25 protein-coding genes and 1 riboswitch are annotated in these 24,649 nt (G+C 69.7%); of the genes, 21 read left to right on the top strand and 4 right to left on the bottom strand.

Annotated features, from left to right (window positions below):
• Window positions 1–91: 91 nt before the first annotated feature.
• Both OIE13_RS17295 and OIE13_RS17290 read right to left on the bottom strand, forming a co-directional pair.
• Complete coding sequence (locus OIE13_RS17295) at window positions 92–1,246, bottom strand: ScyD/ScyE family protein (protein WP_326638498.1); 1,155 nt, start codon at window positions 1,244–1,246, stop codon at window positions 92–94.
• A 79-nt stretch (window positions 1,247–1,325) separates the two neighbouring features.
• Window positions 1,326–2,075, bottom strand: coding sequence for an acyltransferase (locus OIE13_RS17290; protein ID WP_326638500.1), 750 nt, complete (start codon window positions 2,073–2,075; stop codon window positions 1,326–1,328).
• Window positions 2,076–2,231: 156 nt separating this feature from the next.
• On the opposite strand from OIE13_RS17290, the gene OIE13_RS17285 reads away from it, so the two are divergent.
• The 14 genes from OIE13_RS17285 (at window position 2,232) to OIE13_RS17220 (ending at window position 16,026) form a co-directional block, all read left to right on the top strand.
• A complete protein-coding gene (locus OIE13_RS17285) occupies window positions 2,232–3,902 on the top strand; it encodes a CTP synthase (protein ID WP_326638502.1) in 1,671 nt (556 codons plus the stop codon).
• Window positions 3,899–4,546 (top strand): NUDIX hydrolase, encoded by a 648-nt coding sequence (locus OIE13_RS17280; RefSeq protein ID WP_326638503.1) that lies wholly within the window; start codon window positions 3,899–3,901, stop codon window positions 4,544–4,546. Before OIE13_RS17285 ends, OIE13_RS17280 begins: the two co-directional genes overlap by 4 nt.
• Before the next feature lie 12 nt (window positions 4,547–4,558).
• Window positions 4,559–5,485 carry a tyrosine recombinase gene (locus OIE13_RS17275; RefSeq protein ID WP_326647042.1) on the top strand — a complete coding sequence of 309 codons (927 nt, stop codon included), beginning with the start codon at window positions 4,559–4,561 and terminating at the stop codon, window positions 5,483–5,485.
• A gap of 99 nt (window positions 5,486–5,584) precedes the next feature.
• Window positions 5,585–6,532, top strand: a complete 948-nt coding sequence (locus OIE13_RS17270; RefSeq protein WP_326638505.1) for a ParA family protein — start codon at window positions 5,585–5,587, stop codon at window positions 6,530–6,532.
• A gap of 30 nt (window positions 6,533–6,562) precedes the next feature.
• Window positions 6,563–7,387 (top strand): segregation and condensation protein A, encoded by an 825-nt coding sequence (locus OIE13_RS17265; protein ID WP_326638507.1) that lies wholly within the window; start codon window positions 6,563–6,565, stop codon window positions 7,385–7,387.
• The gene (gene scpB, locus OIE13_RS17260; protein WP_326638509.1) at window positions 7,380–7,973 is read left to right on the top strand and encodes an SMC-Scp complex subunit ScpB; all 594 of its coding nucleotides are present in this window, start codon (window positions 7,380–7,382) and stop codon (window positions 7,971–7,973) included. Before OIE13_RS17265 ends, scpB begins: the two co-directional genes overlap by 8 nt.
• Complete coding sequence (locus OIE13_RS17255) at window positions 7,973–9,934, top strand: pseudouridine synthase (protein ID WP_326830252.1); 1,962 nt, start codon at window positions 7,973–7,975, stop codon at window positions 9,932–9,934. The genes scpB and OIE13_RS17255 overlap by 1 nt, the downstream gene beginning before the upstream one ends.
• An 80-nt stretch (window positions 9,935–10,014) precedes the next feature.
• Entirely contained in the window at window positions 10,015–10,374 is a 360-nt protein-coding gene (gene aroH / locus OIE13_RS17250; RefSeq protein WP_326638512.1) for a chorismate mutase, read from the top strand.
• A gap of 34 nt (window positions 10,375–10,408) precedes the next feature.
• The gene (locus OIE13_RS17245; protein ID WP_326830251.1) at window positions 10,409–11,482 is read left to right on the top strand and encodes a prephenate dehydrogenase; all 1,074 of its coding nucleotides are present in this window, start codon (window positions 10,409–10,411) and stop codon (window positions 11,480–11,482) included.
• Between the two features lie 183 nt (window positions 11,483–11,665).
• Complete coding sequence (gene cmk / locus OIE13_RS17240; protein WP_326638516.1) at window positions 11,666–12,322, top strand: (d)CMP kinase; 657 nt, start codon at window positions 11,666–11,668, stop codon at window positions 12,320–12,322.
• Window positions 12,319–13,743: a ribosome biogenesis GTPase Der gene (gene der, locus OIE13_RS17235; protein ID WP_326638518.1), complete on the top strand. Its 1,425-nt coding sequence runs from the start codon at window positions 12,319–12,321 to the stop codon at window positions 13,741–13,743. The genes cmk and der overlap by 4 nt, the downstream gene beginning before the upstream one ends.
• 371 nt (window positions 13,744–14,114) lie before the next feature.
• Window positions 14,115–14,657, top strand: a complete 543-nt coding sequence (locus tag OIE13_RS17230; RefSeq protein WP_326638519.1) for an RICIN domain-containing protein — start codon at window positions 14,115–14,117, stop codon at window positions 14,655–14,657.
• Between the two features lie 140 nt (window positions 14,658–14,797).
• Window positions 14,798–15,337: an RICIN domain-containing protein gene (locus OIE13_RS17225; RefSeq protein WP_326638521.1), complete on the top strand. Its 540-nt coding sequence runs from the start codon at window positions 14,798–14,800 to the stop codon at window positions 15,335–15,337.
• A gap of 140 nt (window positions 15,338–15,477) precedes the next feature.
• Window positions 15,478–16,026 (top strand): RICIN domain-containing protein, encoded by a 549-nt coding sequence (locus tag OIE13_RS17220; RefSeq protein ID WP_326638523.1) that lies wholly within the window; start codon window positions 15,478–15,480, stop codon window positions 16,024–16,026.
• Window positions 16,027–16,061: 35 nt separating this feature from the next.
• On the opposite strand, the gene OIE13_RS17215 is transcribed toward OIE13_RS17220, so the two are convergent.
• On the bottom strand, window positions 16,062–16,463 hold the full coding sequence (locus OIE13_RS17215) for a DUF397 domain-containing protein (protein ID WP_326638524.1): 402 nt from the start codon (window positions 16,461–16,463) through the stop codon (window positions 16,062–16,064).
• Between the two features lie 33 nt (window positions 16,464–16,496).
• Window positions 16,497–17,351 (bottom strand): helix-turn-helix domain-containing protein, encoded by an 855-nt coding sequence (locus OIE13_RS17210; protein ID WP_326638525.1) that lies wholly within the window; start codon window positions 17,349–17,351, stop codon window positions 16,497–16,499.
• A gap of 425 nt (window positions 17,352–17,776) precedes the next feature.
• Here OIE13_RS17210 and OIE13_RS17205 point away from each other — a divergent pair, with 425 nt between their 5' ends.
• From OIE13_RS17205 to OIE13_RS17175, 7 genes are all read left to right on the top strand, one after another.
• Window positions 17,777–18,208, top strand: coding sequence for an ATP-binding protein (locus OIE13_RS17205; RefSeq protein ID WP_326830250.1), 432 nt, complete (start codon window positions 17,777–17,779; stop codon window positions 18,206–18,208).
• A 184-nt stretch (window positions 18,209–18,392) separates the two neighbouring features.
• Window positions 18,393–19,157, top strand: coding sequence for a precorrin-6A synthase (deacetylating) (gene cobF, locus OIE13_RS17200; RefSeq protein WP_326638529.1), 765 nt, complete (start codon window positions 18,393–18,395; stop codon window positions 19,155–19,157).
• A 250-nt stretch (window positions 19,158–19,407) separates the two neighbouring features.
• Window positions 19,408–19,554, top strand: a riboswitch (adenosylcobalamin (AdoCbl) riboswitch).
• A 3-nt stretch (window positions 19,555–19,557) separates the two neighbouring features.
• Entirely contained in the window at window positions 19,558–19,746 is a 189-nt protein-coding gene (locus OIE13_RS17195; protein ID WP_326830249.1) for a CbtB domain-containing protein, read from the top strand.
• A gap of 10 nt (window positions 19,747–19,756) precedes the next feature.
• Window positions 19,757–20,482: a CbtA family protein gene (locus OIE13_RS17190; protein WP_326830248.1), complete on the top strand. Its 726-nt coding sequence runs from the start codon at window positions 19,757–19,759 to the stop codon at window positions 20,480–20,482.
• 49 nt (window positions 20,483–20,531) lie between these two features.
• The gene (locus OIE13_RS17185; protein ID WP_326638534.1) at window positions 20,532–22,667 is read left to right on the top strand and encodes a magnesium chelatase subunit D family protein; all 2,136 of its coding nucleotides are present in this window, start codon (window positions 20,532–20,534) and stop codon (window positions 22,665–22,667) included.
• Window position 22,668: 1 nt separating this feature from the next.
• Complete coding sequence (cobO, locus tag OIE13_RS17180) at window positions 22,669–23,271, top strand: cob(I)yrinic acid a,c-diamide adenosyltransferase (protein WP_326638535.1); 603 nt, start codon at window positions 22,669–22,671, stop codon at window positions 23,269–23,271.
• On the top strand, window positions 23,265–24,593 hold the full coding sequence (locus OIE13_RS17175) for a cobyrinate a,c-diamide synthase (protein WP_326638537.1): 1,329 nt from the start codon (window positions 23,265–23,267) through the stop codon (window positions 24,591–24,593). The genes cobO and OIE13_RS17175 overlap by 7 nt, the downstream gene beginning before the upstream one ends.
• The last annotated feature ends 56 nt before the right edge of the window (window positions 24,594–24,649 follow it).

Genomic DNA, 24,649 nt, shown 5'->3' with positions numbered 1-24,649 from the left:
ATGAGCATGGGGCGGATATGAGAACGACGAGGGGCGCGCCCCCTCGTGGGACGCGCCCCTCGTCGTTTTCCAGTGCTACTCGGAAACAGTGCTAATCGGAAACGGGGACTCGGAGCACCTCGCCCTTCCCCGGGGCCATGGCCTTGTTGGACACGTAGACCGCGCCGTCGGGACCGACGGCCACGCTGAGGGGGCTGACCAGCGTGCCGGGCTTGAGGATTTCGGTGCGGCTGCCGTCGGACTCGATCCGGTAGACGGCGCTCTTGCTCATGCCGTCGGCCGGGAGAGGTCCGACCGAGCCGAGGACGACCAGCCGGCCCTGGGCGTCGAAGGCCACGTCGGCGACGGTGGTGAAGCCCTTGGCCGCGGTGGTGACCTTACCGTTCTTCAGGCGGAACACGCGCGCCATGCCCTCGGGGTTGGGGAACCCGCCGTGCTCGGCGACGTAGTGGGCGCCGTCCGGGCCGGCGACGATGCCCATCGGCACCGACTGCATCGGAATCTTGCTGCCCTTGGGCATCTTGAGGAGCGGCGGGGCGGCCACGGATCGGGCATGGAAGACCACCTCGGTGCTGACGCCGCCCTTCTTGCCCACCCGCAGCACGGAGTTGCCCCCGGTGTCGGTGACCAGCGCTCCGCCTCCGGGTAGCGCGGCCACTCCGAAGGGGTAGGAGTCGACCATGCTGCCCTTGTCCTTGCGGTCGGGATTGTGCTTGGTCTCGTGAGCGGCCAGGTCGGCGACGGAGACCTGCCTGCCCTTCTTTGACAGGGTCAGCAACGTGCCCAGGCCCCGGGCCTTGGGGCCGAGCTTGGCGCGGAAGGCGGTGTCGCCGGAGAAACCGATCGTCACCAGCAGATCGCCCTTCGCCGTGAGCGCCACATCGTGCGGACCGAGCGCGAACGGACCGCTGGCCGCCGAGGGCAGGCCGTCGATCAGAACCGAGGACTTGCCGTCCTTGAGTGTGCTCACCTGGCCGGTCAGGCCGAAGCACATCTTCTCCGGCTTCTCGCCGGGCAGCGCGGGAGGCGCGGCGCACTTGATCTTGCCGCCGTGGCCGGACTCGGCGATGTAAAGCGTGCCGTCGGGGCCGAACGACAGGCCGCGTGGGCTGTCGAGGTTCTTGACGAGGACCTCGACGGTGTCGTCGGCCGCCTGTGCGGCCCCGCCGGGCACGAGCGTCAGGGCCAGCGCGGTGACCGCCCCGGAAGCCGCCGCCAGCAAGCGACGAACACGAATTTCATTCACAATGATCCCCTCCGCGGCCACCTCGCCACAGGGGCGGCGAGGACGAACGAGGGAGAAGCTATGAGCGGCGCCCGCGTGCTCACAAGGGAAGTTCCCCTAAATCCACCTGCGCCGATGCCGATTTCCGTCCAGCGGGTGACACGGCTTCCGCCGTCAGGGGGACGATGTGCGGTCCGGAGACGGACACGCCGTTACTGTGAGGCGGTAGCCAGCCCTGGCCCGGTACGTAGTGGCGTACCACCTTGGCGGGGATGCCCGCGATCACGCTGTGGTCGGGGAACTCCCCGCGCACCACGGCCCCGCCCGCCACCACGCACTGCCTGCCGATCCGGGTGCCCGGCAGGATGATCGCACCGGTGCCCAGCCATGATCCCGACCCGATGGAGACGGGGTTGTTCCGCGGCCACTGGCGGCCGATCGGTGCCTCGGGGTCGTCGTAGACGTGGTTCTGGTCGGTGATGTAGACGTAAGGGCCGGTGAAGACGTGGTCGCCGATGTCTATCGACTGGTGGCCCACGATGTGGCTGCCCCGGCCGATGGAGCAGCTTCCGCCGATCCGTACGATCGAGTTCGGGCCCAGGTCCATCCCGAGGCCCATGCCCGCGGAGACGGAGACCCGCTCGCCGATCAGGGTGTGGTCGCCGATCTCGATCCAGGCCTCGCCGAAGATGGCCCCGACCGGGAACGACAGGCAGGCGCCCTCGCCGAGGCGCCGGAACCGGTATCCGGCCGGACTGGTGGGACTGACGGCGCCGGCCGCGCGGACCGCCGCCCAGAGTCGGTGGATCAGGCTGCCCAAGGCACGTCGTACCACCCCACGAAGTGACATAACGGATCAAATTACCGCTTGGTCGGGTTTTAGAGGAATGAGGGTGGGGGTCGTTCGGGCACTTCGCCGGTACCGTTTGATATTCTGAGAGCCCGTGGACCTGTAGGCCATTCATAAGGGTGTGCCGACTGATCTTCAACGACCACGGGAGCATTCTTGCGCAGCGCCGCACACACCAAGCATCTGTTCGTCACAGGCGGCGTCGCCTCCAGTCTGGGGAAGGGACTGACGGCGTCGAGCCTCGGGCGTCTTCTCAAGCTGCGCGGCCTGCGGGTCACCATGCAGAAGCTCGACCCCTACCTCAACGTCGACCCCGGCACCATGAATCCGTTCCAGCACGGCGAGGTCTTCGTCACAGACGACGGCGCCGAGACCGACCTCGATGTCGGCCACTACGAGCGGTTCCTCGACACCGAACTGCACGGCTCGGCCAACGTGACCACCGGCCAGGTCTACTCCAACGTCATCGCCAAGGAACGACGCGGCGAGTATCTCGGTGACACCGTGCAGGTCATCCCGCACATCACCAACGAGATCAAGGACCGCATCCGGTCGATGGCCGGCCCCGACGTGGACGTGGTCATCACCGAGGTCGGCGGCACCGTGGGCGACATCGAGTCGCTGCCCTTCCTGGAGGCCGTCCGCCAGGTCCGCCACGAGGTCGGCCGCGACAACGTGTTCTTCCTGCACGTCTCGCTGCTGCCGTACATCGGGCCGAGCGGGGAGCTGAAGACCAAGCCGACCCAGCACTCGGTCGCCGCGCTGCGCAGCATCGGCATCCAGCCCGACGCGGTGGTCCTGCGCTCCGACCGCCCGGTCACGAACGCGATCAAGCGCAAGATCAGTCTCATGTGCGACGTCGACGAGGACGCGGTCGTCTCCGCCATCGACGCCGCCAGCATCTACGACATCCCCAAGGTCCTGCACTCAGAGGGCCTGGACGCCTACGTGGTGCGCCGCCTCGGCCTGCCCTTCAGGGACGTCGACTGGAAGGAGTGGGAGCAGCTCCTGCGCCGGGTGCACCGCCCGGCCAACGAGGTCACGATCGCGCTCGTCGGCAAGTACATCGACCTGCCCGACGCCTACCTGTCGGTCACCGAGGCGCTGCGCGCCGGCGGTTTCGCCAACGACGCCCGGGTCAACATCCGCTGGGTGAAGAGCGACGACTGCGAGACCCCCGAGGGGGCGGCCCGCGAGCTCGACGGCGTCGACGGAGTCCTGGTCCCCGGCGGCTTCGGCGTGCGCGGCATCGAGGGCAAGGTCGGCGCGATCCGGCACGTCAGGGAGAACAAGATCCCGCTGCTCGGCATCTGCCTCGGCATGCAGTGCATGGTCATCGAGGCGGCCCGCAACCTCGCGGACATCGAGGACGCAGGCAGCACCGAGTTCGACGAGGAGACCGCCCACCCGGTCATCTCCACCATGGCCGACCAGCAGGACGTCGTCTCCGGCGAGCGCGACATGGGCGGCACCATGCGGCTGGGCCTCTACCCGGCCAGGCTCGGTGAGGGCACGCTCGCCCGTCAGCTGTACGGCATGACGAAGGTCGACGAGCGCCACCGCCACCGTTACGAGGTCAACAACTCCTACCGCGAGCGGCTGGAGAAGGTCGGCATGGTCTTCTCCGGTCTCTCGCCGGACGGCCGCCTGGTGGAGTACGCCGAACTGCCCACCGACACCCACCCCTTCTTCATCGGCACCCAGGCGCACCCGGAGTTCCGCTCCCGGCCGACCCGCGCGCATCCGCTGTTCAAGGGCCTGATCGGCGCCGCCCTGACGTACGCGGAGATCCGCGGCACCGTCGCCAAGGCCGGGCGGGGCAAATGAGCGGTACGCGAGAGGGGGAGAACGGGGGCGTCCTGGAGGTCATGGACGTCCCGGAGGAGTGGAAGGTCACCTCCTCCACCGAGCACTTCCGCGCCCGGGTCATCACCGCGGTCACCGACGCGGTGGTCATGCCGGAGGGTGAGGTCGTCAACCGCGACTACGTGGTCCACCCCGGCTCCGTGGTCGTCGTTGCCCTCGACGACCGGGAGCGGGTCCTGCTGATCCGCCAGTACCGCCACCCCGTCAGACGGCTGCTGTGGGAGCTGCCCGCAGGGCTGCGCGACGTCGACGGAGAGTCCCTGCGCGCGGGGGCGGCCCGCGAGCTCGCCGAGGAGACGGGCTACCGGGCGGGCACCTGGCACACCCTCGTCGACGCCTTCCCCTCGCCGGGAATGAGCGACGAGCGCACCCGGATCTTCCTCGCCAGGGACGTCAGTCCCATTCCCGAGGGGGAGCTGGACTTCGTCCAGCGGCATGAGGAGGCCGACATGCCGGTGGTCTGGATCCCCCTGTCCGACGCGGTTCGGCGTGCCATGGCGGGAATGATCCACAATTCCCAAGCCGTGGCCGGTATTCTCGCCGCATACGCCGCTTCGGCGGATGGATTCGCCTCGCTGCGGCCCGCCGACGCACCGGAGGCATGACAGGAGGACACCCTGAGCGAGAAGGAGGCCGTCCTCTTGCGCTACCTCGCCCACCTGGCGGGGGAGCGGGGCCTGGCAGCCAACACACTGGCCTCCTACCGCCGTGACCTCCTGCGATACGTGGAACACCTGGAACACCGCGGCCGTGTCACTTTCGCCGAGGTCGCCGAGGACGACGTCGCCGCCTTCGTGGCGGCCCTCAGGGAGGGCGACGGGGAGCATCAGGCCCTCGTCGCCGCCTCGGCGGCGCGGGCCGTCTCCGCGGTGCGTGGTCTGCACCGCTTCGCGCTGAGCCAGGGTATCTGCGGGCACGACCCCGCCCACGAGGTGCGCCCGCCGCGCCAGCTCAGGCGGCTGCCCAGGGCGATCAGCGTCCGCGACGTGGAGCGTCTGATCGCCGCCTCGGGGCCCGACGGCGCTCCACTCACCCTGCGCAACCGGGCACTGCTCGAACTGCTGTACGGCACCGGCGCGCGCATCTCCGAGGCCGTCGGGCTCACCGTCGACGACGTCGAGTTGGGGGCCGAGGCCCAGCGGGTGCGCCTGCGGGGTAAGGGCGGGCGCACCCGCCTGGTGCCCCTGGGCGACTTCGCGGGGGCGGCGCTGGGCGCCTACCTCACCCGTGCCCGCCCCCGCATCGCCTCCCACGGCCACGGCACCTCGGGGCTTTTCCTCAACGCCAGGGGCGGCCGGCTCACCCGCCAGGGTGCCTGGGAGGTCCTCCAGGGCGCCGCCGAACGCGGCGGGCTCGAAGGAGTGTCACCACATATGTTGCGACATTCGTTCGCAACCCACCTCCTTGACGGCGGTGCGGACGTTAGGGTGGTTCAAGAACTACTCGGCCACGCCTCGGTGACCACCACCCAGGTGTACACACAGGTCACGGTCGACAAGCTCCGCGAGGTCTATGCCGCCGTGCATCCGCGCACGCGGGATTGACCTTCCTTATGTCCGGGCGTGCCGCCTTGCCGCATACGTGTTGACGCCATAGTGTCCGTCCGGACGGTCCGGTTAGAGGCCGTCAGGGAGGTTCGACTGGTGACTGTGACCACCGACGGTTCTATCCGGGGAGCGGCCCCGGCAAACCCCGAGAATCCCTGGGGCGACACCAAGACCGCCGGGACCCCTCGCAGTGGGGGAGTCCTCGGCCCGACCGGGCGTCCCCGACCCGTTTTCCCCGACCCGCCCCCTCGCACCGTGCACGGACCGGCGAGGGTCGTCGCCATGGTCAACCAGAAGGGTGGCGTCGGCAAGACGACCACCACGATCAACCTGGGCGCCGCGCTGGCGGAGGCCGGGCTCAAGGTTCTGCTGGTCGACTTCGATCCGCAGGGTGCCCTCTCGGTCGGTCTCGGGATCAACCCCCTCCAGCTCGACCTGACGGTCTACAACCTCCTCATGGAGCGGCAGATCACGGCCAGGGACGTGCTGCTGGAGACCGGCGTCGAGGGCATGGACCTGCTGCCCAGCAACATCGACCTGTCGGCCGCCGAGGTCCAGCTCGTCACGGAGGTCGCCCGCGAGCAGGTGCTCGGCCGGGTCATCAAGCCCCTCCTGCCCGAGTACGACGTCTGCCTGATCGACTGCCAGCCCTCGCTGGGGCTGCTCACGATCAACGCGCTGGCCTGCGCGCACGGCGTCATGGTGCCGCTGGAGTGCGAGTTCTTCGCGCTGCGCGGTGTCGCGCTGCTCATGGACACCATCATCAAGGTCCAGGAGCGCATCAACGACGAGCTGGTCATCGAGGGCCTGCTCGCCACCATGTACGATGCGCGCACCCTGCACGGCCGCGAGGTGCTGGCCCGGGTCGTCGAGGCGTTCGACGACAAGGTCTATCACACGGTGATCAACCGGACGGTCCGCTTCCCTGACGCGACCGTGGCAGGTGAGCCCATCACCAGCTTCGACTCCTCCTCGCTCGGCGCCAGTGCGTACCGCGAGCTCGCCAGGGAAGTTCTCGCCAGGTGGGCCGCGCTGGAGCGGTGATCCCGCCTCCCGGTGCGGGACAATGGAGGGATGACCGAGCAGTCGAAGATCGCCGATGACACCTTCAAGGTGCATCTGGAGGTCTTCGAAGGCCCTTTCGACCTCCTGCTCGGTCTGATCTCCAAGCACAAGCTGGACATCACCGAGGTCTCGCTCAGCCAGGTCACCGACGAGTTCATCTCCTATATCCGGGGCAGGGGCCCGGAGTGGGACCTGGACCAGACGAGTCACTTCCTGCTCGTCGCGGCGACCCTGCTCGACCTCAAGGCGGCCAGGCTGCTGCCCGCCGGCGAGGTCGACGACGAAGAGGATCTGGCCCTTCTGGAGGCCCGCGACCTGCTCTTCGCCCGCCTCCTGCAGTACCGGGCCTACAAGGAGGTCGTCAAGGTCTTCTCCGCCAGGATGGCCGAGGAGGTGCTGCGCTTCCCGCGTACCGTGCCGATGGAGGCCCAGTTCGCGGGCCTGCTGCCCGAACTGATCCTCGGTATCGGTCCCGACCGCCTCGCTGAGATCGCCCGGCGGGCCTTCGCCCCCAAGGTGCCCCCGTCGGTTTCCGTGGCCCACATCTACCAACCGCTCGCCAATGTCCGCGATCAGGCGGTTATCCTTGTTCAGCGGCTGCGGCGGTTGCGCAGGGCGACCTTTCGGGCCCTCACCTCCGACTGCGCCGGAACATTCGAGATCGTCGCCCGTTTCCTGGCGGTTCTGGAGCTCTACCGGGAGGCGGCCGTCTCCTTCGAGCAGGTGGAGCCTCTCGGGGAGCTGCACGTGACCTGGACCGGCAGTGACGACGGTGACGTCGCCGTGGCCGACGACTACGACGAGACCCCGGAGGGAGAACCCGCCGATGACTGACACGGCATCCGAGCCTGATCTGCGGGCCGGGCCTGATCTGAGCGCCGGGCCTGACCTGCGCGCCGGGCTGGAGGCCGTCCTGCTGGTGGTCGACGAGCCCGTCGCCGAGGTGACCCTCGCCCAGGTGCTGGAGCGGCCCGTCCATGAGGTCGGCAGGGTGCTCCGGGAGCTCTCGGCGGAATACACCGAAGCCGGGCGGGGTTTCGACCTGAGAGAGGTCGCGGGCGGCTGGCGGTTTTACACGCGGGCCGAGTGCGCGTCACTCGTGGAGCGGTTCGTCCGCGACGGCCAGCAGACGCGTCTGACCCAGGCCGCGCTGGAGACCCTGGCCGTGGTCGCCTACCGGCAGCCGGTGAGCCGGGCCCGGGTGGCGGCCATTCGCGGTGTCAACAGCGACGGCGTCATGCGCACGCTGATGACGAGGGGGCTGGTCGAGGAGGCCGGCACCGAACCGGAGAGCCAAGCCGTGCTCTACCGGACAAGTTCGTATTTTCTCGAGAGGATGGGCCTGCGGGAACTCGGTGAGCTTCCCGAACTGGCGCCCTTCCTGCCCGACGACATGGAATCCCTAGAGGAGCAGAAGTAGTGAACAACAGCCGTAGCACCCCGTCCGGTGAGGGACGCGGTCAAGGCCGTGGCGGAGCCCCGCGCGGTGGCAATCCCCGTGGGGGCTCGCAGTCCGGTGGATTCCGGGGTGGATCCACCCGAGGTGGATCCTCCCGAGGCGGATCCTCATCCGGCGGGTCCCGTGGTGGTTCGCAGGGCGGTTTCCGTTCGGACGGTCCGCGCCGTGATGACCGTGGTGGTTCGCAGGGTGGTTTCCGCGCCGAGCGTGACGGTTCGCGTAGCTCGTACGACAGGCCCTCGGGTGCTTTCCGCTCCGACGGCCCGCGTCGGGATGATCGTGGTGGTTCGCCGGGTGGTTTCCGTTCCGACGGTCCGCGTCGGGATGATCGCGGAGGTCCGTCGTCTGGTGGGTCCCGTGGCGGTTTCCGTTCGGACGGTCCGCGTCGGGATGATCGCGGTGGTTCGTCGTTCGGCGGGTCTCGCGACGGTTCGCGCGGCTCGTACGGCAGGCCCTCGGGCGGTTCGCCGGGTGGTTTCCGTTCCGACGGTCCGCGTCGGGATGATCGTGGTGGTTCGCCGGGTGGTTTCCGTTCGGACGGTCCGCGTCGGGATGATCGCGGTGGTTCGTCGTTCGGCGGGTCCCGTGACGGCTCGCGGAGCCGGTACGGCAGGCCCTCCGAGGGCTCCCAGGGCGGCTACCGGTCCGATGCCCCGCGTCGGGATGATCGCGGTGGTTCGTCGTTCGGCGGGGCCCGTGACGGCTCGCGGAGCCGGTACGGCAGGCCCTCCGAGGGCTCCCAGGGCGGCTACCGGTCCGATGCCCCGCGTCGGGATGATCGCGGTGGTTCGTCGTTCGGCGGGGCCCGTGACGGCTCGCGGAGCGATTTCCGGTCCGATGCCCCGCGCCGCGACGACCGCGGCGGTTTCCGCGCGGACCGGGACGGCTCGCGTGGCAGGCCCGGCTCCGACCGTGGTCGCGGCGGCGCGCCCGCCGGTGGTTCCCGTGGCCGCTTCGGCAGGACCGGCCGCCGGGACGACGTCCAGACGATCGGCGGTGACCGCGCCGGGGCGTACGGCGAGCGTCGCGCCTCCGCAGACCGGCCCACCGGCCGCGCCCCGGAGGCGAAGGCCGCGAAGGCCCCGCTGCGGCCCGGCACGATCGCGAACGACAGGTTCAAGACCGCCCGCCAGCCCAAGCGTGACTCCGACTTCTACGACCGCGACTACGTCGACGAGCGCGACACCACCGAGGTCCCGGACGGCGTCCGGCTGCAGAAGGTCCTCGCCCAGGCGGGTGTCGCCAGCCGCCGGGCCTGCGAGGACATGATCGGCGACGGCAGGGTGACCGTCGACGGCCAGGTGGTCCGCCGCTTCGGCGCCCGGGTCGACCCCGCCAAGCAGGTCATCCACGTCGACGGCAAGCGCCTGCCGACGATGCCCGACCTGGTCTACCTCGCGATCAACAAGCCGATCGGCGTTGTCAGCACCATGTCCGACCCGGACGGCCGCCCCTCGCTGGCCGACTTCGTGGCCGACCGCACCGAGCGCCTGTTCCACGTGGGCCGTCTCGACACCGAGACCGAGGGCCTGATCCTGCTCACCAACGACGGTGAGCTGGCCAACAGGCTCACCCACCCGAGCTACGGCGTCCAGAAGAAGTACTGGGCCAAGGTCCCCGGCCGGATCGAGCGTGACCTCGGACGCCGCCTGAAGAAGGGCGTCGAGCTGGAGGACGGCCTGGCCAAGGCCGACTCCTTCGGCCTGGTTCAGGAGCACGGCCAGCAGGCCCTGGTCGAGATCGTGCTGCATGAGGGCCGAAAGCACATCGTCCGCCGCATGCTGGAGGAGGTCGGGCACCCGGTCATCGACCTGGCCCGCATCGAGTTCGGCCCGGTCAAGCTCGGCCGCCTCAAGCCTGGCACCGTCCGCGCGCTGACCCTCACGGAGGTCGGGGAACTCTACGCCGCCGTCGGGTTGTAGCCTTCCCTGACATGCGCGTTCAGGATGCGCCGGATCACCCCCAGGGGTGGTCCGGCGTGGGTGGATATGGAGGAACGACGATGGTGCGGGCGATCCGCGGTGCGATCCAGGTCGAGGCGAACGACCGGGACGCGATCCTGTCCGGGGTTGCAGAACTGGTCACGGAGGTGATGGGGCGAAACAGGCTCACCACCGAGGACGTGATCAGTGTGATCTTCACGGCCACGCCCGACCTCACCGCCGAGTTTCCCGCTCTGGCCGCCCGCAAGCTCGGCTTCCACGACGTCCCGCTGATCTGCGCGTCCGAGATCGACGTGCCGGGCGCCCTGCCCCGAGTGGTGCGGCTGATGGCCCACGTCGAGGTCGACCGGCCCCGCCAGGATGTCCAGCATGTCTACCTGCGTGGCGCGGTCGCCCTTCGCGTGGACATCGCCCAGTGAGTCCTTTAGACATCATGATCTCGGGGGAGTGGGGGTGAGCGCTCTGGAGAGCGTCCTGGTCGTCGGTACGGGGCTGATCGGTACCTCGATCGCCCTGGCCCTGCGCGAGCACGGCGTCGCCGTCCATCTGGCCGACCGTGACGAGGGCTCCCTGCGGCTGGCGCGCGAGCTGGGCGCCGGTGTGGAGTGGGCCGAGGGCGTGCGGGTGGACATCGCGGTCATCGCGGTCCCGCCGCACGCGGTCGCGGGGCGGCTCGCCGCCCTCCAGAAGGTCGGCGCCGCCTGTTTCTACACGGACGTGGCCAGCGTCAAGGCCCTTCCGCTCAGGGAGGCCGCGAGCCTCGGCTGTGACCTGACGAGCTACGTCGCAGGGCATCCGCTCGCCGGCCGCGAGCGCTCCGGGCCCGCCGCGGCGCGGGCCGACATCTTCCTCGGGCGCCCGTGGGCGCTCTGCCCGACCGAGGAGACCTCGCCCGACGCGGTGGAGGCCATGTACGGCCTCGTCAAGCTCTGCGGCGGCGAGGCGGTCAGGGTCGGCGCCGAGGAGCACGACAGGGCCGTCGCGATCGTCTCGCACGCCCCCCACGTGACCGCCTCCGCGGTGGCAGCCCGCCTCGCGGACGCGTCGGCCACCGCGCTCGGCCTGGCCGGACCCGGGGTGCGCGACGTCACCCGCATCGCGGCGGGTGACCCGAGGTTGTGGACCGGGATCCTGTCGGGCAACGCGCTGCCGGTGGCCGAGGTGCTGGAGGCGGTGGCGGCCGACCTGGCCGCCGCGGCCGCCGCGCTCAGGGAGGCCGCCGATCCCGAGGCCATGGCCCGCGTCACCGAACTGCTGTACCGGGGCGTCACGGGCACCGGCAGGATCCCCGGCAAGCACGGAGGTCCCGCGCGCGCCTACGCGACGGTCCAGGTCATCATCGGCGACCGTCCCGGCGAGCTGGCCCGGCTGTTCCAGGTGGCCAAGGAGGCGGGTGTCAACATCGAGGACGTCCGGCTTGAGCACGCCCCCGGTCTGCCGCTGGGCGCCGCCGATCTCTCGGTGCAGCCGGAGGAGGTGCCGAGGCTGTCCGAGGCCCTGCGCGCGCACGGCTGGCACCTGCCGTAGGCGCCTGCCGCACTCCGTGCACGGACCGTCATGATCGTCCGGCGCGGCTGCCACTTCGGCGTCTGGGGCGGTCTGCCACAGGGGCCACCCTCGCGGCGGTCCGCTCGCTCGATGCGCGGTTCCTGCCCGGCTCCCGGTAGCCTCGTACGGACAACTGAAGCGGGCTGTAAGGGAGAAGGCGTCGTGACCGGACTGGTCGTCGCCATGGACGGTCCTTCGGGATCGGGCAAGTCGAGCGCGTCACGAGGGGTGGCGCGGGCGCTGGGGCTGCGTTATCTCGATACCGGGGCGATGTACCGGGCGATCACCTGGTGGATGCTCCAGCGGGGCGTCGATCTCGCCGACCCCGGGGCGATCACGGCCAGGGCGCTCGACCCGATCCTCACCCTGGGCACCGACCCCGACGCTCCCGCGGTGGCGGTCGACGGCATCGACGCCGCCGCGCCGATCCGCACCGCCGAGGTCACCGCGGCCGTCTCGGCGGTCAGCGCGGTGCCCGAGGTACGGCGCCGCCTGGTGGCCGAGCAGCGTGAGATCATCGGTTCCGGCGGCATCGTCGTCGAGGGCCGTGACATCGGCACGGTGGTGGCGCCCGACGCGGTGGTCAAGATCTATCTGACCGCGAGCGCGGACGCCAGGGCGCTGCGCCGCACGGCGGAGCTCACCGGCACCACGGTGGAGGCACAGCGGGCCGCGATGGCTCGCCGCGACACCCTTGACTCGACCAGGAAGGCAGACCCGCTGGCGAAGGCGGCCGACGCCGTCGAGCTCGACACCACGGCGCTGAACCTCGAAGAGGTCATCGCCGAAATACTGCGTGTGATTAAGGAAAAGGCGTGACCGGGGAATACGACGACGACAACGGCTGGATCGACGCGGAGCTCGCCGATTCAGGGACCGATCACAGCTCTCAGGAGGCGGGGCCGGACACCGCCCCGCAGCCGGTCGTGGCCGTGGTGGGCCGCCCCAACGTGGGCAAGTCCACACTGGTCAACCGGATCATCGGCCGCCGCGAGGCGGTCGTGGAGGACGTGCCGGGGGTGACCCGCGACCGGGTCACCTACGACGCCACCTGGCGCGGGCGCCGGTTCACGGTGGTCGACACCGGTGGGTGGGACCCGGACGCGACCGGCATGGCGTTGAAGATCGCCGAGCAGGCCCAGGTGGCGGCCGAGCTGGCCGATGTGATCCTGTTCGTGACCGACGCCGTGGTGGGCGTGACCGACGCGGACGAGATCGTCGGCCACGTGCTGCGCGCGTCGGGCAAGCCGGTCATCCTCGCCGCCAACAAGGTGGACAACCAGCAGATGGAGCTGGAGGCCGCCGGGTTGTGGTCCCTCGGCCTGGGCGAGCCGCAGCCGGTCTCCGCCCTGCACGGCCGCTCCAGCGGTGACCTGCTGGACGTGATCCTCGACAAGCTGCCGGACACGCCCGAGCAGCGGTTCGGCGCCGAGCGCGGGCCGCGCAGGGTCGCCCTGGTCGGCAAGCCCAACGTGGGCAAGTCCTCGCTGCTGAACCAGCTCGCCGGCCAGGAGCGCGTGCTCGTCGACCCGATGGCGGGCACCACCCGAGACCCGGTGGACGAGCTGATCGAGCTCGGCGGCAAGCCCTGGCGCTTCGTCGACACCGCCGGTATCCGGCGGCGCGACCGTGAGCTCAAGGGCGCCGACTTCTACGCGAGCATGCGCACCAGGGCCGCGCTGGAGCGCTCGGAGATCGCGGTGGTGCTCATCGACGCCAGCGAGGTGCTGACCGAGCAGGATCTGCGGATCATCTCGCTGGTGATCGAGTCAGGCCGGTGCATGGTCGTGGCGTTCAACAAGTGGGATCTGCTGGACGAGGACCGCCGCTACTACCTGGAGAAGGAGATCGACCGCCAGCTGGTCCGCGTGCCGTGGGCGCTGCGGGCCAACATCTCCGCCAAGACCGGCTGGCACGTCGAACGGCTCGTCCCGGCGATCGAGAAGGCGCTCGACTCCTGGTCGACCCGGGTGCCCACCGCCCGCCTCAACGCCTTCCTGACCGACCTGGTCGCGGCCACCCCGCCACCGGTCCGCAGCGGCAAGCAGCCCAAGATCCTCTTCGCCACGCAGGCGTCGACGGAGCCGCCGAAGTTCGTGCTGTTCACCTCGGGCTTCCTGGAGGAGACCTACCGTCGCTTCATCGAGCGCCGGATTCGCGAGGAGTTCGGCTTCGCCGGATCGCCCATCGAGGTCACCATGAAGATCCGCGAGAAGCGCCAGGGGCAGAAGAAGAAGTAAGAACCCCATCACGAACGGCCCGGCCCGCGCCGGGCCGTTCGTCGTTTCCGAGGTCCCGCCGTTTCCGGGGTCCCGCCGCGCGGATCTCCCCTGCCTGCCGGTGAAGGACGGACTCGCACCGGTGAACGGGCACCGAAACCGTTCGCCATTCTTTGATCTTGAACCAGAAGCTGTTTCGCGCTCGCGAACAGGCTCCGGACAACCTCGTCGGCCGTCGCGCGTTGTTCGGAAACGCCTGCCCCCGTCCTCACTTGACGAGGCGCTACCGGGGGTGCGACACGAGTTGATTACCTGACGTAGTTGGTCGCTACGTTGGGTGATTCGTGTTATCAAGGGTTTGTTGATCTTTAAGGAGTATCTCGGGAGGTTCGATGAGACTCGTTAGCGTCGGCCAGGTCCTGGCTCTCGCCGCGACCCTGCTTGTCGTCCCGTTCGCCGGCGCGCCGGCGGCGGATGTCGTGGCCGCCGGTGCGCCGGGGCGGGTTGAGGGGAGGTTCAGGGCCAACCTGGTGGCCCGGCACAGTGGCAAGTGCCTGGACGTGGTGGCCGGTGGGATGGAGGACGGGGCCAACGTCCAGCAGCGGACCTGCGACGGGAAGGAAAGTCAGGACTGGAGCCTGACGGCGACGGGTGGTGGCTACTACACCTTCAAGGCCATGCACAGCGGTAAGTGCCTGGACGTCGTGGGCGACAGCAGGAGCATCGGAGCCGGCATCCAGCAGTGGACCTGCATGATCGGGGCCCGTAACCAGGAGTGGGGGCTCAGCCAGAGGGACGACGGTTACTTTGTTCTGGTGGCCCGCCACAGCGGCAAGTGCCTGCAGGTGATGGACGGTGACGTGCGTGATGGTGCCCGACTCCGGCAGTGGACCTGCGTCAGGGGATGGAAGAACCAGGAGTGGCGGCTCGCGTGACTCGACGGTGCGGACTCGCCTGAGCTGAGGGTCCCCGGGACGCGACACGATATCGATTACTTGGCGTAGCGAGTCGCTACGTTGGGTGATTCATGTTATCAAGGGTTTGTTGATCTTTAGGGAGCGTATCGGGAGGTTCGATGAGGCTTTTTCACGCTGGTCAGGTGTTTGTCCTGGCGGCGGCCCTGCTTGCCGCTCCGGCGGCCGCGCGGGCGACGGCCGGTGGGGTCGCCGGTGTGCAGGGAGGGCTCCGAGCCAAGTTCGCCGCGATCCTGGTGTCCCGCAACAGTGGCAAGTGCCTGGACGTGCTGCACTCCGCCATGAAGGACGGGGCCGACGTTCAGCAGTGGACCTGCGACGGCGGCGCCAATCAGGAGTGGAACCTGACGGCGACCAACGCTGGTTACTACACCATTCGGGCCGCGCACAGCGGTAAGTGCCTGCATGTGATGGACGGTGACCTGCGCGCTGGGGCCAACGTCCGGCAGTGGACCTGCACGAGCGGGCGCTACAGCGAGGAGTGGTGGCTGGGCCAGAGGGCCAACGGTTACTTCGTCCTGGTGGCCCGCCACAGCGGCAAGTGCCTGGACATGCAGGGGAGCGGCACGGGGGATGGGACCAACGCCCTGCAGTGGACCTGTGTCAGGGGGCGGGCGAGCCAGGAGTGGCGGCTTGCCTGAGCGGGATTTCCGCCGGTGGTGATGGTCTGTCGCCCGAGGACGCGACACGATATCGATTACTTGGCGTAGCGAGTCGCTACGTTGGGCGATTCGTGTTATCAAGGGTTTGTTGATCTTTAGGGAGCGTATCGGGAGGTTCGATGAGGCTTTTTCACGCTGGTCAGGTGTTTGTCCTGGCGGCGGCCCTGCTCGCCGTTCCGGCGGCCGCGCGGGCGACGGCCGGTGGGGTCGCCGGTGCGCAGGGAGGGCTCCGAGCCAAGTTCACCGCGATCCTGATGACCCGTCACAGTGACAAGTGCCTGGATGTGTTCACCCTGAGTGATGAGCTGAAGTTGGGGGCCGATGTCCAGCAGTGGCCCTGTAGCGTCGACCATCAGGGCCAGGAGTGGAACCTGACGGCGACCAGCGACGGCTACTACAACTTCAGGTCCACAGACAGCGGTTTGTGCATGGAGGTGGTGCCGAACGACAGGCACAGTGGTGCCGGCCTCCGGCTGTGGACCTGCGTACCCGGACATCGCAACCAGGAGTGGAAGCTCGTCCAGAGGGACAACGGTTACTTCGCGGTCGTGGTCCGGCACACCGGCATGTGCCTGGACGTGCAGAACGGTCTGATCGTGGACGGGGTCAACGTCAAGCAGGTGACCTGTGTAAGGGGACGGAAGAACCAGGAGTGGCGGCTCGTCTGAGCCGGTGGCATCGGCTCCCGCCAGGTGGTCGCGGGTCAGGCGTTGGCCGGGATGCCGAGGAGCCAGGGAAGGGTGAACTCGCCGTCGTGGGTTACGCCGTCGAGGAAGGCGTGCCATTCGTCGAGGGTGTAGTGGACGGTGGGGGTGTCGTTGTCTCGCACGGTGATGTGTTCGCCGTCGAAGCCGATGAGCAGGAGGCCTGCGAGGAGGGTGGGGGAGTTCAGTTTCTGGGGGGTGAGGTTGCCCGCTTGAACCTGGTCGAGGAGGGTGAGCCAGGTCTTCGGGGTGATGGCGATGGTGGGGCCCTGGGGGGAAGGGTTGTTGGAGTTGTGCAGCCAGACGGTGGTGCCGTCGAATCGGGCTTCGACGCAGTTGCTCTGGGCGCCGCTGCGAGTGCTCTTACGCCAGATTCCGCAGGAATACCGATCGCCAACCATCGTTGAGCGTCCTTCCTGGATAAATCATGCCATTTAGAGCGTAACGGCTATCTCGCTGAGAAAGGAGTCTGATTTATCGGGACTCAGGGCAAGGCCGCAGAGGTGATCGAAAGCCCGTAGATACTGCTCGACGCTGTGTTCGTCCTCGATGTAGGCGTCGGTGTTCATCGTTTCGACATGCGCGACGTCCAAGCTGGGAAGACGCAGGATGGTGAAGGCGCCTGACATTCCAGGATGAGGTTGGCTGGTGAACGGCAGAACCTGCAGTGTGACGTTGGGCCACGCCGCGCACTCGCGTAGATACTCGATCTGATCACGGAAGACCTCGGGGCCGCCGATGGGGTGGCGGAGAGCGACCTCGCTGATCAGGGCGCGTAGGGTAACCGGTTCCTGCCTCCTGAGGATGGTCTTGCGTGTCGTCCGGACGGCGACGAACTCCCCGAGCTCGGTGGCGCTGCTCAGACCTTGCATGGCGGACACGAACGTCCGGGCATACGCCTCCGTCTGTAGTAGCCCCGGCATCAGATAGGCCTCGTAAGTTTGGATCTCGGTCGCCGTCGATTCGAGCCGTATCAGGTCTACGTACGAAGGCGCCAACGCGTCGCCGTGCTCGACCCACCAGCCGCGCCGTTCCTGCTGTATCTCAGCTGCGACGACCATGAGCTTGTCGCGGACGTTTAGGTCGGTGACTCCGTAGGCGTCCAGGATCGGAGGCACGTCGCGGGGTGGGATACCGACGATGCCGTTTTCGATGCGGCTGAGTGAGGCCGTGGAGCGTTTGCATTTGTCTGCTGCTATGGCAAGTGAGGGGATTCCCGCCGCCGCTCGAAGTTCTGCCAGCTTCGCGCCGAGCCAGCGCTGCCGAAGTGACGGTATGTCTGTGTTCATTTTCCCTCCCGCAGTGATGAGCCTGATCAAGGTGAGCCGAAATTGGAACTTGGCGTAACTATTTCGCTCAACCAGCTTGCGCACCGGAACCGCGAAGCTCACTGTAGACCTCAGCAGTCGGTCACCAAGGGAGATCGACCAAAAGCGTTTCGTAATCAAGGTCGAGCAGGCTCGGTGCCTGAAGTGTCGGGGACGCCGCTCTCGTCGCGGGAGGTGACGACCGTGAGGATCTGCCGGGCGGTGGCGCACCGCCATGGAGTCGAGCCGTGTCAGGCGGCCATGGAACGTTCCCGTGCCGATCGGCGCCGTGGACGAGGGAAGGGACAGGGATGATCGTGAAGCGTTCGCGTGCTCTGATCGTCGGCGGGATCTCCGGATTGTTCCGGGGTAGACGGTTCAACGGCGCTGATCGGAGGTTCTCGGGTTTGGACTGGCAGCTGTTCGCGCTGGACGTGCTGTCCGCCTCCCCGAGCTTTTCCCGCCGGTTCGCGGCCACGGCCTCGCAGAGACCCGCACGCACCTTCGTCGCCGACCTGCTGGGGGAAGAGCACCCCCGTAGGGACGACGCCGTCCTGCTCACCAGCGAGCTTGCCGGGAACGTGATCCGGCATGCCGTCCAGCGGGAGTTCCTCGTCTCGCTGGCGTTCGCGACCGGCGGCGTGCTGGTCGCGGTCCGGGACTGCGGTTCGTCCAGGATCCCCTACCCGAGGCAGGCGGAGGAGGAGGCCCCGAGTGGCAGAGGGCTCGCCCTGGTCGACACACTGGCGGCACGCTGGGGCTTCCACCGATCCCCCGGAAGCACGAGCGTCTGGTTCCAGCTCGCCACGCCCTCGCCCGGCCTGGGCGGCGACGGCTGATCATGCGGGGTTGTTCCCGGAGGCGTGACCGGCGTCGAAGGTGTTCATCCGCAGCTCTCCGGTGGCTGAGGCGCCGTTGCGGGACAGCACATGGACGCGGCGGCCGTGCGGGTGGATGGGGTGGACATCCGCCGGGGCGGCCCCCTGTGGCGAGTCTCGAAGCGGTACGGGCAGACTCTGGCAGGTGAAGCGAATCCTCATCATCGGCATCGGTGCCGGTGATCCCGACCATCTCACCCTCCAGGCGGTCAAGGCCATCGCCCGTACCGACGTGTTCTTCGTCCTGGACAAGGGTGAGGCCAAGCATGACCTCGTCCAGTTGCGGCACGACCTCGTCGACGCGCACGCCCGCCCGCCGTACCGGATCGTCGAGGCCGGTGACCCCGAGCGTGACCGGACCACCCCCGCCTACGCCCCCGCGGTCGAGGACTGGCGCTCGCGCCGCGCCGACATCTGCGAGCGGTTCATCCGTGACGAGCTCGACGAGGGGCAGACGGGTGCCTTCCTGGTGTGGGGGGATCCTGGCCTGTACGACAGCACCCTGGCCATCGTCGAGGAGATCCACCAGCGGGGCTCGGTCCGGTTCGAGCACGAGGTGATTCCCGGTGTCAGCAGCGTGTCCGCACTCACCGCCCGGCATCGCGTCAGCCTGACCCGGGTCGCCCGGCCGGTGCACATCACCACCGGCCGGCGTCTCGCCGAGGAGGGGCCCTCGGCCGACGACGTCGTCGTCATGCTGGACGCCCACTGTGCCTTCGCCGATCTGGGCGCCGATCTGGGCGACGACTTCGACATCTACTGGGGCGCCTACATCGGCACCCCGGACGAGATCCTGGTCGCCGGACCGGTGTCCGAGGTCGCCGACCGCATCCGCGAGCTGCGTGCCGAGGCGCGGGCGCGCAAGGGCTGGATCATGGACACCTACCTGCTCCGCAGGGTGTCCCGCTGAGCACCTGCCGCGGCGGCCTCCGGAGGCCGCCGCGCGTCCGGCCGGTGTCCGGAGGCCGATCGCACCGGCTTTCTCGGTCCGCCGTCGCCGTCACGGTCGTATGGCTCGCGAAGAAGAGGCTCACCTCCAGAAACCTCGTCCATCCCGGGCCGGTGAGCGGGTCGTGACGGCCGGATCGGCAGACGGAACCGGATCCGGCATGCCGCAATGAATCACCTTATGTTGACTATCCACTACAAAAAGAGTTACATTTCGGACGATTTCGCGGTGGTCCGAGGGAAGTCCGGTGAGAAGCCGGTGCGGTCGCGCCACTGTATCCGGAACGCGAGTTCCGGGAGCCAGGTTACTTGGCCGCCGCGTCCTCATCTGTCGGGACGCGTCATCCCCAAGGAGGCTGCTCATGCGTGAGCTGTCCGTTTCACAGCCCGTTCCCCTCTCCCACCTGGCCCGCTGGCTCGTGGCGGTTCCGCTGCTCCTGCTGGTGGCCTACCTGGTCACCTTCGACCAGGGGGTCGTGTCGCAGGCGGGCGACTATCTGCACGAACTCATGCACGACGGGCGCCACCTACTCGGCGTTCCCTGCCACTAGGCCGCGCGTCGTGATACGTACCCTGCTGCTCCGCGGCCTGCTCGTCGGGCTGGTCGCCGGGCTGATCGCCGCCGTGTTCGCCTACCTGCTCGGCGAGCCGAACATCGACCAGGCCATCGCGCTCGAAGAGGCCGCCGCGCACGCCCAGACCGCGGCCGGGCACTCCCACGGGGAGGAGGCGCTGGTCAGCCGGTCCGGCCAGCAGGCCGGGCTCTTCCTCGCCCTGGCCCTGTACGGCATGTCCGTGGGAGGCATCTTCTCCCTCGTCTTCGCCGGGCTGCGCGGCCGGATCGGACCCCGTTCCGACGTGGTGCTGGCCGCGACGATGGCCGCCACCGCGTTCGTCGCGATCGTGCTGGTGCCGTTCGTCAAGTACCCGGCCAACCCGCCCGCCGTCGGTGATCCGGACACCATCGGCAGCCGGACCACGCTGTACCTGGTCCTGGTCGCCATCGGCCTGCTGTCCGTGGCGCTGGGTGTGGCCTGCGCCCGCAGGCTGCCGGCCCGGCCCTGGCTCGCCGGCGCGGCCGGCTTCCTGGTCCCCGTCATCGTCACCCTGTTCGTGCTGCCGACGATCAACGAGGTGCCCGACGGCTTCCCCGCCCAGTTGCTGTGGGACTTCCGGGTGTCCTCCCTCGGCACGCAACTCGTGCTCTGGTCGGCCATCGGCGTCCTGTACGGCGTCGCCGTCCAACGCGCCGTCCGCCGCGACGCGCTCGCGGTGGCCCCGAACTGAACGTTCGGCGGGTCGGGTACGTCAACAGGATCTCGCAGAAAGAAACCTCGTGATCGGTGCCTATCCGTTCAGTGCCGTCGTCGGTCTCGACGACCTCAAGCTCGCGCTGACACTCAACGCGGTCTCCCCACGGGTGGGTGGTGTGCTGGTCCGAGGGGAGAAGGGGACCGCCAAGTCCACGATCGTCCGCGCGCTCGCCGCACAGCTCCCCGCGGTCAAGGTGATCGCCGGCTGCCGCTTCTCCTGCGACCCGGCCGAGCCGGATCCGGCCTGCCCCGACGGCCCGCACGGCGCGGGCGAGAGTGGGCAGGAGCGTCCGGCCGCGCTGGTGGAGTTGCCCGTCGGCGCGTCGGAGGACCGGCTGGTCGGCGCGCTCGACATCGAGCGCGCGCTCACCGAGGGGGTCAGAGCGTTCGAACCCGGCCTGCTCGCCGCCGCGCATCGGGGTGTCCTCTACGTCGACGAGGTCAACCTGCTGCACGACCATCTCGTGGACCTGCTGCTCGACGCTGCCGCGCTCGGCACCTGCTTCGTCGAGCGCGAGTCGGTCTCGGTACGGCACGCGGCGCGGTTCCTGCTGGTCGGCACGATGAACCCCGAGGAGGGCGAGCTGCGGCCACAGCTTCTGGACCGGTTCGGGCTGACCGTCGAGGTGCGGGCGTCCAGGAATCCGGACGAGCGGGCCGAGGTCGTACGGCGCCGCCTGGCCTTCGACGCCGATCCCGCCGGGTTCGCCGCCGGGTGGGCGGGACAGGAGGCGGACCTGGCACGGCGGATCGCCGAGGCCAGGGAGCGGGTCCCGAAGGTCGTGCTGCCCGACGCCCGGCTGCGCCAGATCGCGGCGGTGTGCGCGGCCTTCGAGGTGGACGGGCTCAGGGCCGATCTGGTCACGGCCAATGCCGCCATCGCGCACGCCGCCTGGCGCGGCGGCGCCGAGGTCACGGCCGAGGACGTACGCGAGGCGGCTCGCCTCTCGCTGCCGCACCGCCGCCGCCGCGACCCGTTCGACGCGCCGGGCCTTGACGAGTCCCGCCTCGACGACCTCCTGGCGGAACACGGCGGCGACGACCCGGACGACCCGGACGGAGGGCCGAGCGGTTCCGGCGGTCCGGGCGATTCGGGCGGTTCGGGTGGTTCGGACGGTCCGGTGAACTCAGGGGACGGTCCCGAGACCGGCTCCGCGGAAAGTCCCGCGCGTGATGGTTCCGGTGCGGGTGGCCCGCACGGGGGCGCGGACGGCGATGGCGTGGACGGCGGTGGTTCGCACAACGGCGGTTCGCGCGACGGTGATTCCGGGACCGGTGCCTCCGATGTCCCGGATGCCTCCGACGGGATCGGCGCCTCGCCGGACCGTCCCTCCGCCGAGCGGGTGATCGCCGCCGCCGAACCGTACCGGGTGCGCCCCTTCCAGGTGCCGGGCCTGGGTGACGGCGCCTCCGGACGGCGGTCGCGGGCCCGCACTTCCAACGGGCGGACCACCGGATCGCGGGTTCCCGCCGGGCGGCTCCAGCGGCCGCACCTGTCGGCGACGCTCCGCGCCGCCGCGCCGTACCAGCGTGAGCGCGGACGCACCGGCCCCGGCCTGCTGGTCCGTGACACCGACCTGCGCGAGGCCGTCCGCGAGGGCAAGGAGGGCAACCTGGTGCTCTTCGTGGTGGACGCGAGCGGTTCCATGGCGGCCAGGCAGCGCATGCGCGAGGTCAAGGCGGCCGTGCTCAGCCTGCTGCTCGACGCCTACCAGCGGCGGGACAAGATCGGGCTGATCACCTTCAGGGGATCCACGGCGGATCTGGTGCTGCCCCCGACCTCCTCGGTCGAGGTCGGCGCGGCGCGGCTGCGGGAGCTGCCGACCGGCGGCCGTACCCCGCTGGCCGCCGGGCTGCGCCGGGCCGCCGAGGTGCTCAGGGTGGAGCGGCTACGCGACCCCACCAGGAGGCCGCTGCTCGTGGTGGTCACCGACGGCCGGGCCACCTCGGGGTCCGACCTGGCGGCCACCGCCGCGCTGCTCGCCGGTACGGCGGGTGTCGTGGTCGACTGCGAGAGCGGTCCGGTACGGCTCGGCCTGGCCCTCGACCTCGCGGCCAGGCTGGGCGCGCCCGCCGTGAGGCTCGACGCGCTGGCGGCGGGCGGCGGGCTCGGCGGGCTCGTCCGTGACCACCGGACCGACTACAGGAAGGCGGGCTGAGATGCCGCAGGGCAAGCCGGAGACGGTGCCCGAGGACGGGCTCACCACGCGTCAGCGCCGCAACCGGCCGCTGCTGATCGTGCACACCGGGCCCGGTAAGGGGAAGTCCACCGCGGCCTTCGGGATGGCGCTGCGCGCCTGGAACCAGGGCTGGCCGGTCGGGGTGTTCCAGTTCGTCAAGTCGGCCAAGTGGCGCATCGGTGAGGAGCGGGCGCTCGTGGTGCTCGGCGAGTCCGCCGAGGGCGGCACCGTGACCTGGCACAAGATGGGCGAGGGCTGGTCGTGGATCCAGCGGCCGGGCAGCGAGGAGGACCACGCCGCCGACGCCCGCGAGGGCTGGGAGCAGATCAGGCGCGACCTGGCCGCGGAGACCTACCGCTTCTACGTACTCGACGAGTTCACCTACCCGCTGAAATGGGGCTGGCTGGACGTGGACGACGTGGTCGCCACCCTGGTCGCGCGGCCGGGCAACCAGCACGTTGTGATCACCGGCAGGGACGCCGACCCGAGACTGGTCGAGGTCGCCGACCTGGTGACCGAGATGGGGAAGGTCAGGCACCCGATGGACGCCGGGCAGAAAGGCCAGAAGGGCATCGAATGGTAGTGCCGCGACTGGTGATCGCCGCGCCGTCCTCGGGCAGCGGGAAGACCACCGTCGCGACCGGCCTGATGGCGGCACTGCGCACGCGGGGCCTGCGTGTCTCACCGCACAAGGTGGGACCCGACTACATCGACCCCGGCTACCACGCGCTCGCCACCGGGCGCCCCGGCCGCAACCTCGACCCCTGGCTGACCGGTGAGGACCGGGTCGCGCCGCTCTTCCTGCACGGCGCGCGGGACGCCGACATCGCCGTGGTCGAGGGGGTGATGGGCCTGTACGACGGCGCCGGGAGCGAGGACTTCGCCTCCACCGCGCACGTGGCCCGGCTGATCGGTGCGCCGGTGGTCCTCGTGGTGGACGCCGCGCGGCAGGGCAGGTCCGTGGCCGCGCTCGTGCAGGGCTTCGCCTCCTTCGACACCCGGGTACGGCTGGCCGGGGTGATCCTCAACCGGGTCGGCTCGCGGCGGCACGAGGAGATCTGCCGCGCCGCGCTGGACGAGAGCGGCATCTCCGTACTGGGCGTGATCCCGCGCGTGGACGGCGTGGCCACCCCTTCACGCCATCTCGGGCTGATCCCGGTGGCCGAGCGCAGCGGGGACGCGGTGGCGGCGGTGGAGCGGATGGGCGCTCTGGTCGCCGACTCCTGCGACCTCGAAGAACTGGTGGCCCTGGCGCGCTCGGCGCCGCCGCTGCCCGCGGATCCCTGGACCCCGGCCTTCGCCGGGGCCGCGCCCCCCTACGGCAGGCGGCCGGTCGTGGCCGTGGCGGGCGGGGCGGCGTTCACCTTCGGGTACGCCGAGCAGGTCGAGCTGCTCGCGGCGGCGGGGGCCGAGGTGGTGACCTTTGACCCGCTCAGGGACGAGCGCCTACCGGAGAACGCCGGTGCCGTCGTCATCGGCGGTGGCTTTCCCGAGATGTACGCGGCGGAGCTGTCCGCCAACGAGCCGCTCCGCCACCGGGTGGCGGCCTTCGACGGCCCGATCGTCGCCGAGTGCGCCGGGCTGCTCTACCTGGCGCGCGAGCTCGACGGCCATCCCATGTGCGGAAGGCTCGACATCACCGCGACGATGACCGGCCGGCTCACGCTGGGCTACCGCGACGCCGTGGCGACCGCCAAGTCCGTGCTCACCCGAGAGGGCGAGCGTTACCGGGGCCACGAGTTCCACCGCACGGCCACCGATCCCGGACACGCGACGCCACCGCTGTTCCGCTGGAAGGGCGCGGCCGACGGCTTCGCCGAGCCCCTTCTGGCCGCGTCCTACCTGCACCTGCACTGGGCCGGCAGCCCTGAGCTGGCTGAACGCCTGGTCGCGGCCATCGGTTGAACCCGCTCCTCGCGGGCTGGGCGGAGGCGTATGTTCGCGCCGGTCCGGCAGCCCCG

Origin of the sequence: Streptosporangium sp. NBC_01810, assembly GCF_035917355.1 — a bacterium.
GTDB lineage: Bacteria > Actinomycetota > Actinomycetes > Streptosporangiales > Streptosporangiaceae > Streptosporangium.
Note: the sequence above shows the minus strand (reverse complement) of the source record. Positions and strands in the feature narration are given on the sequence as shown.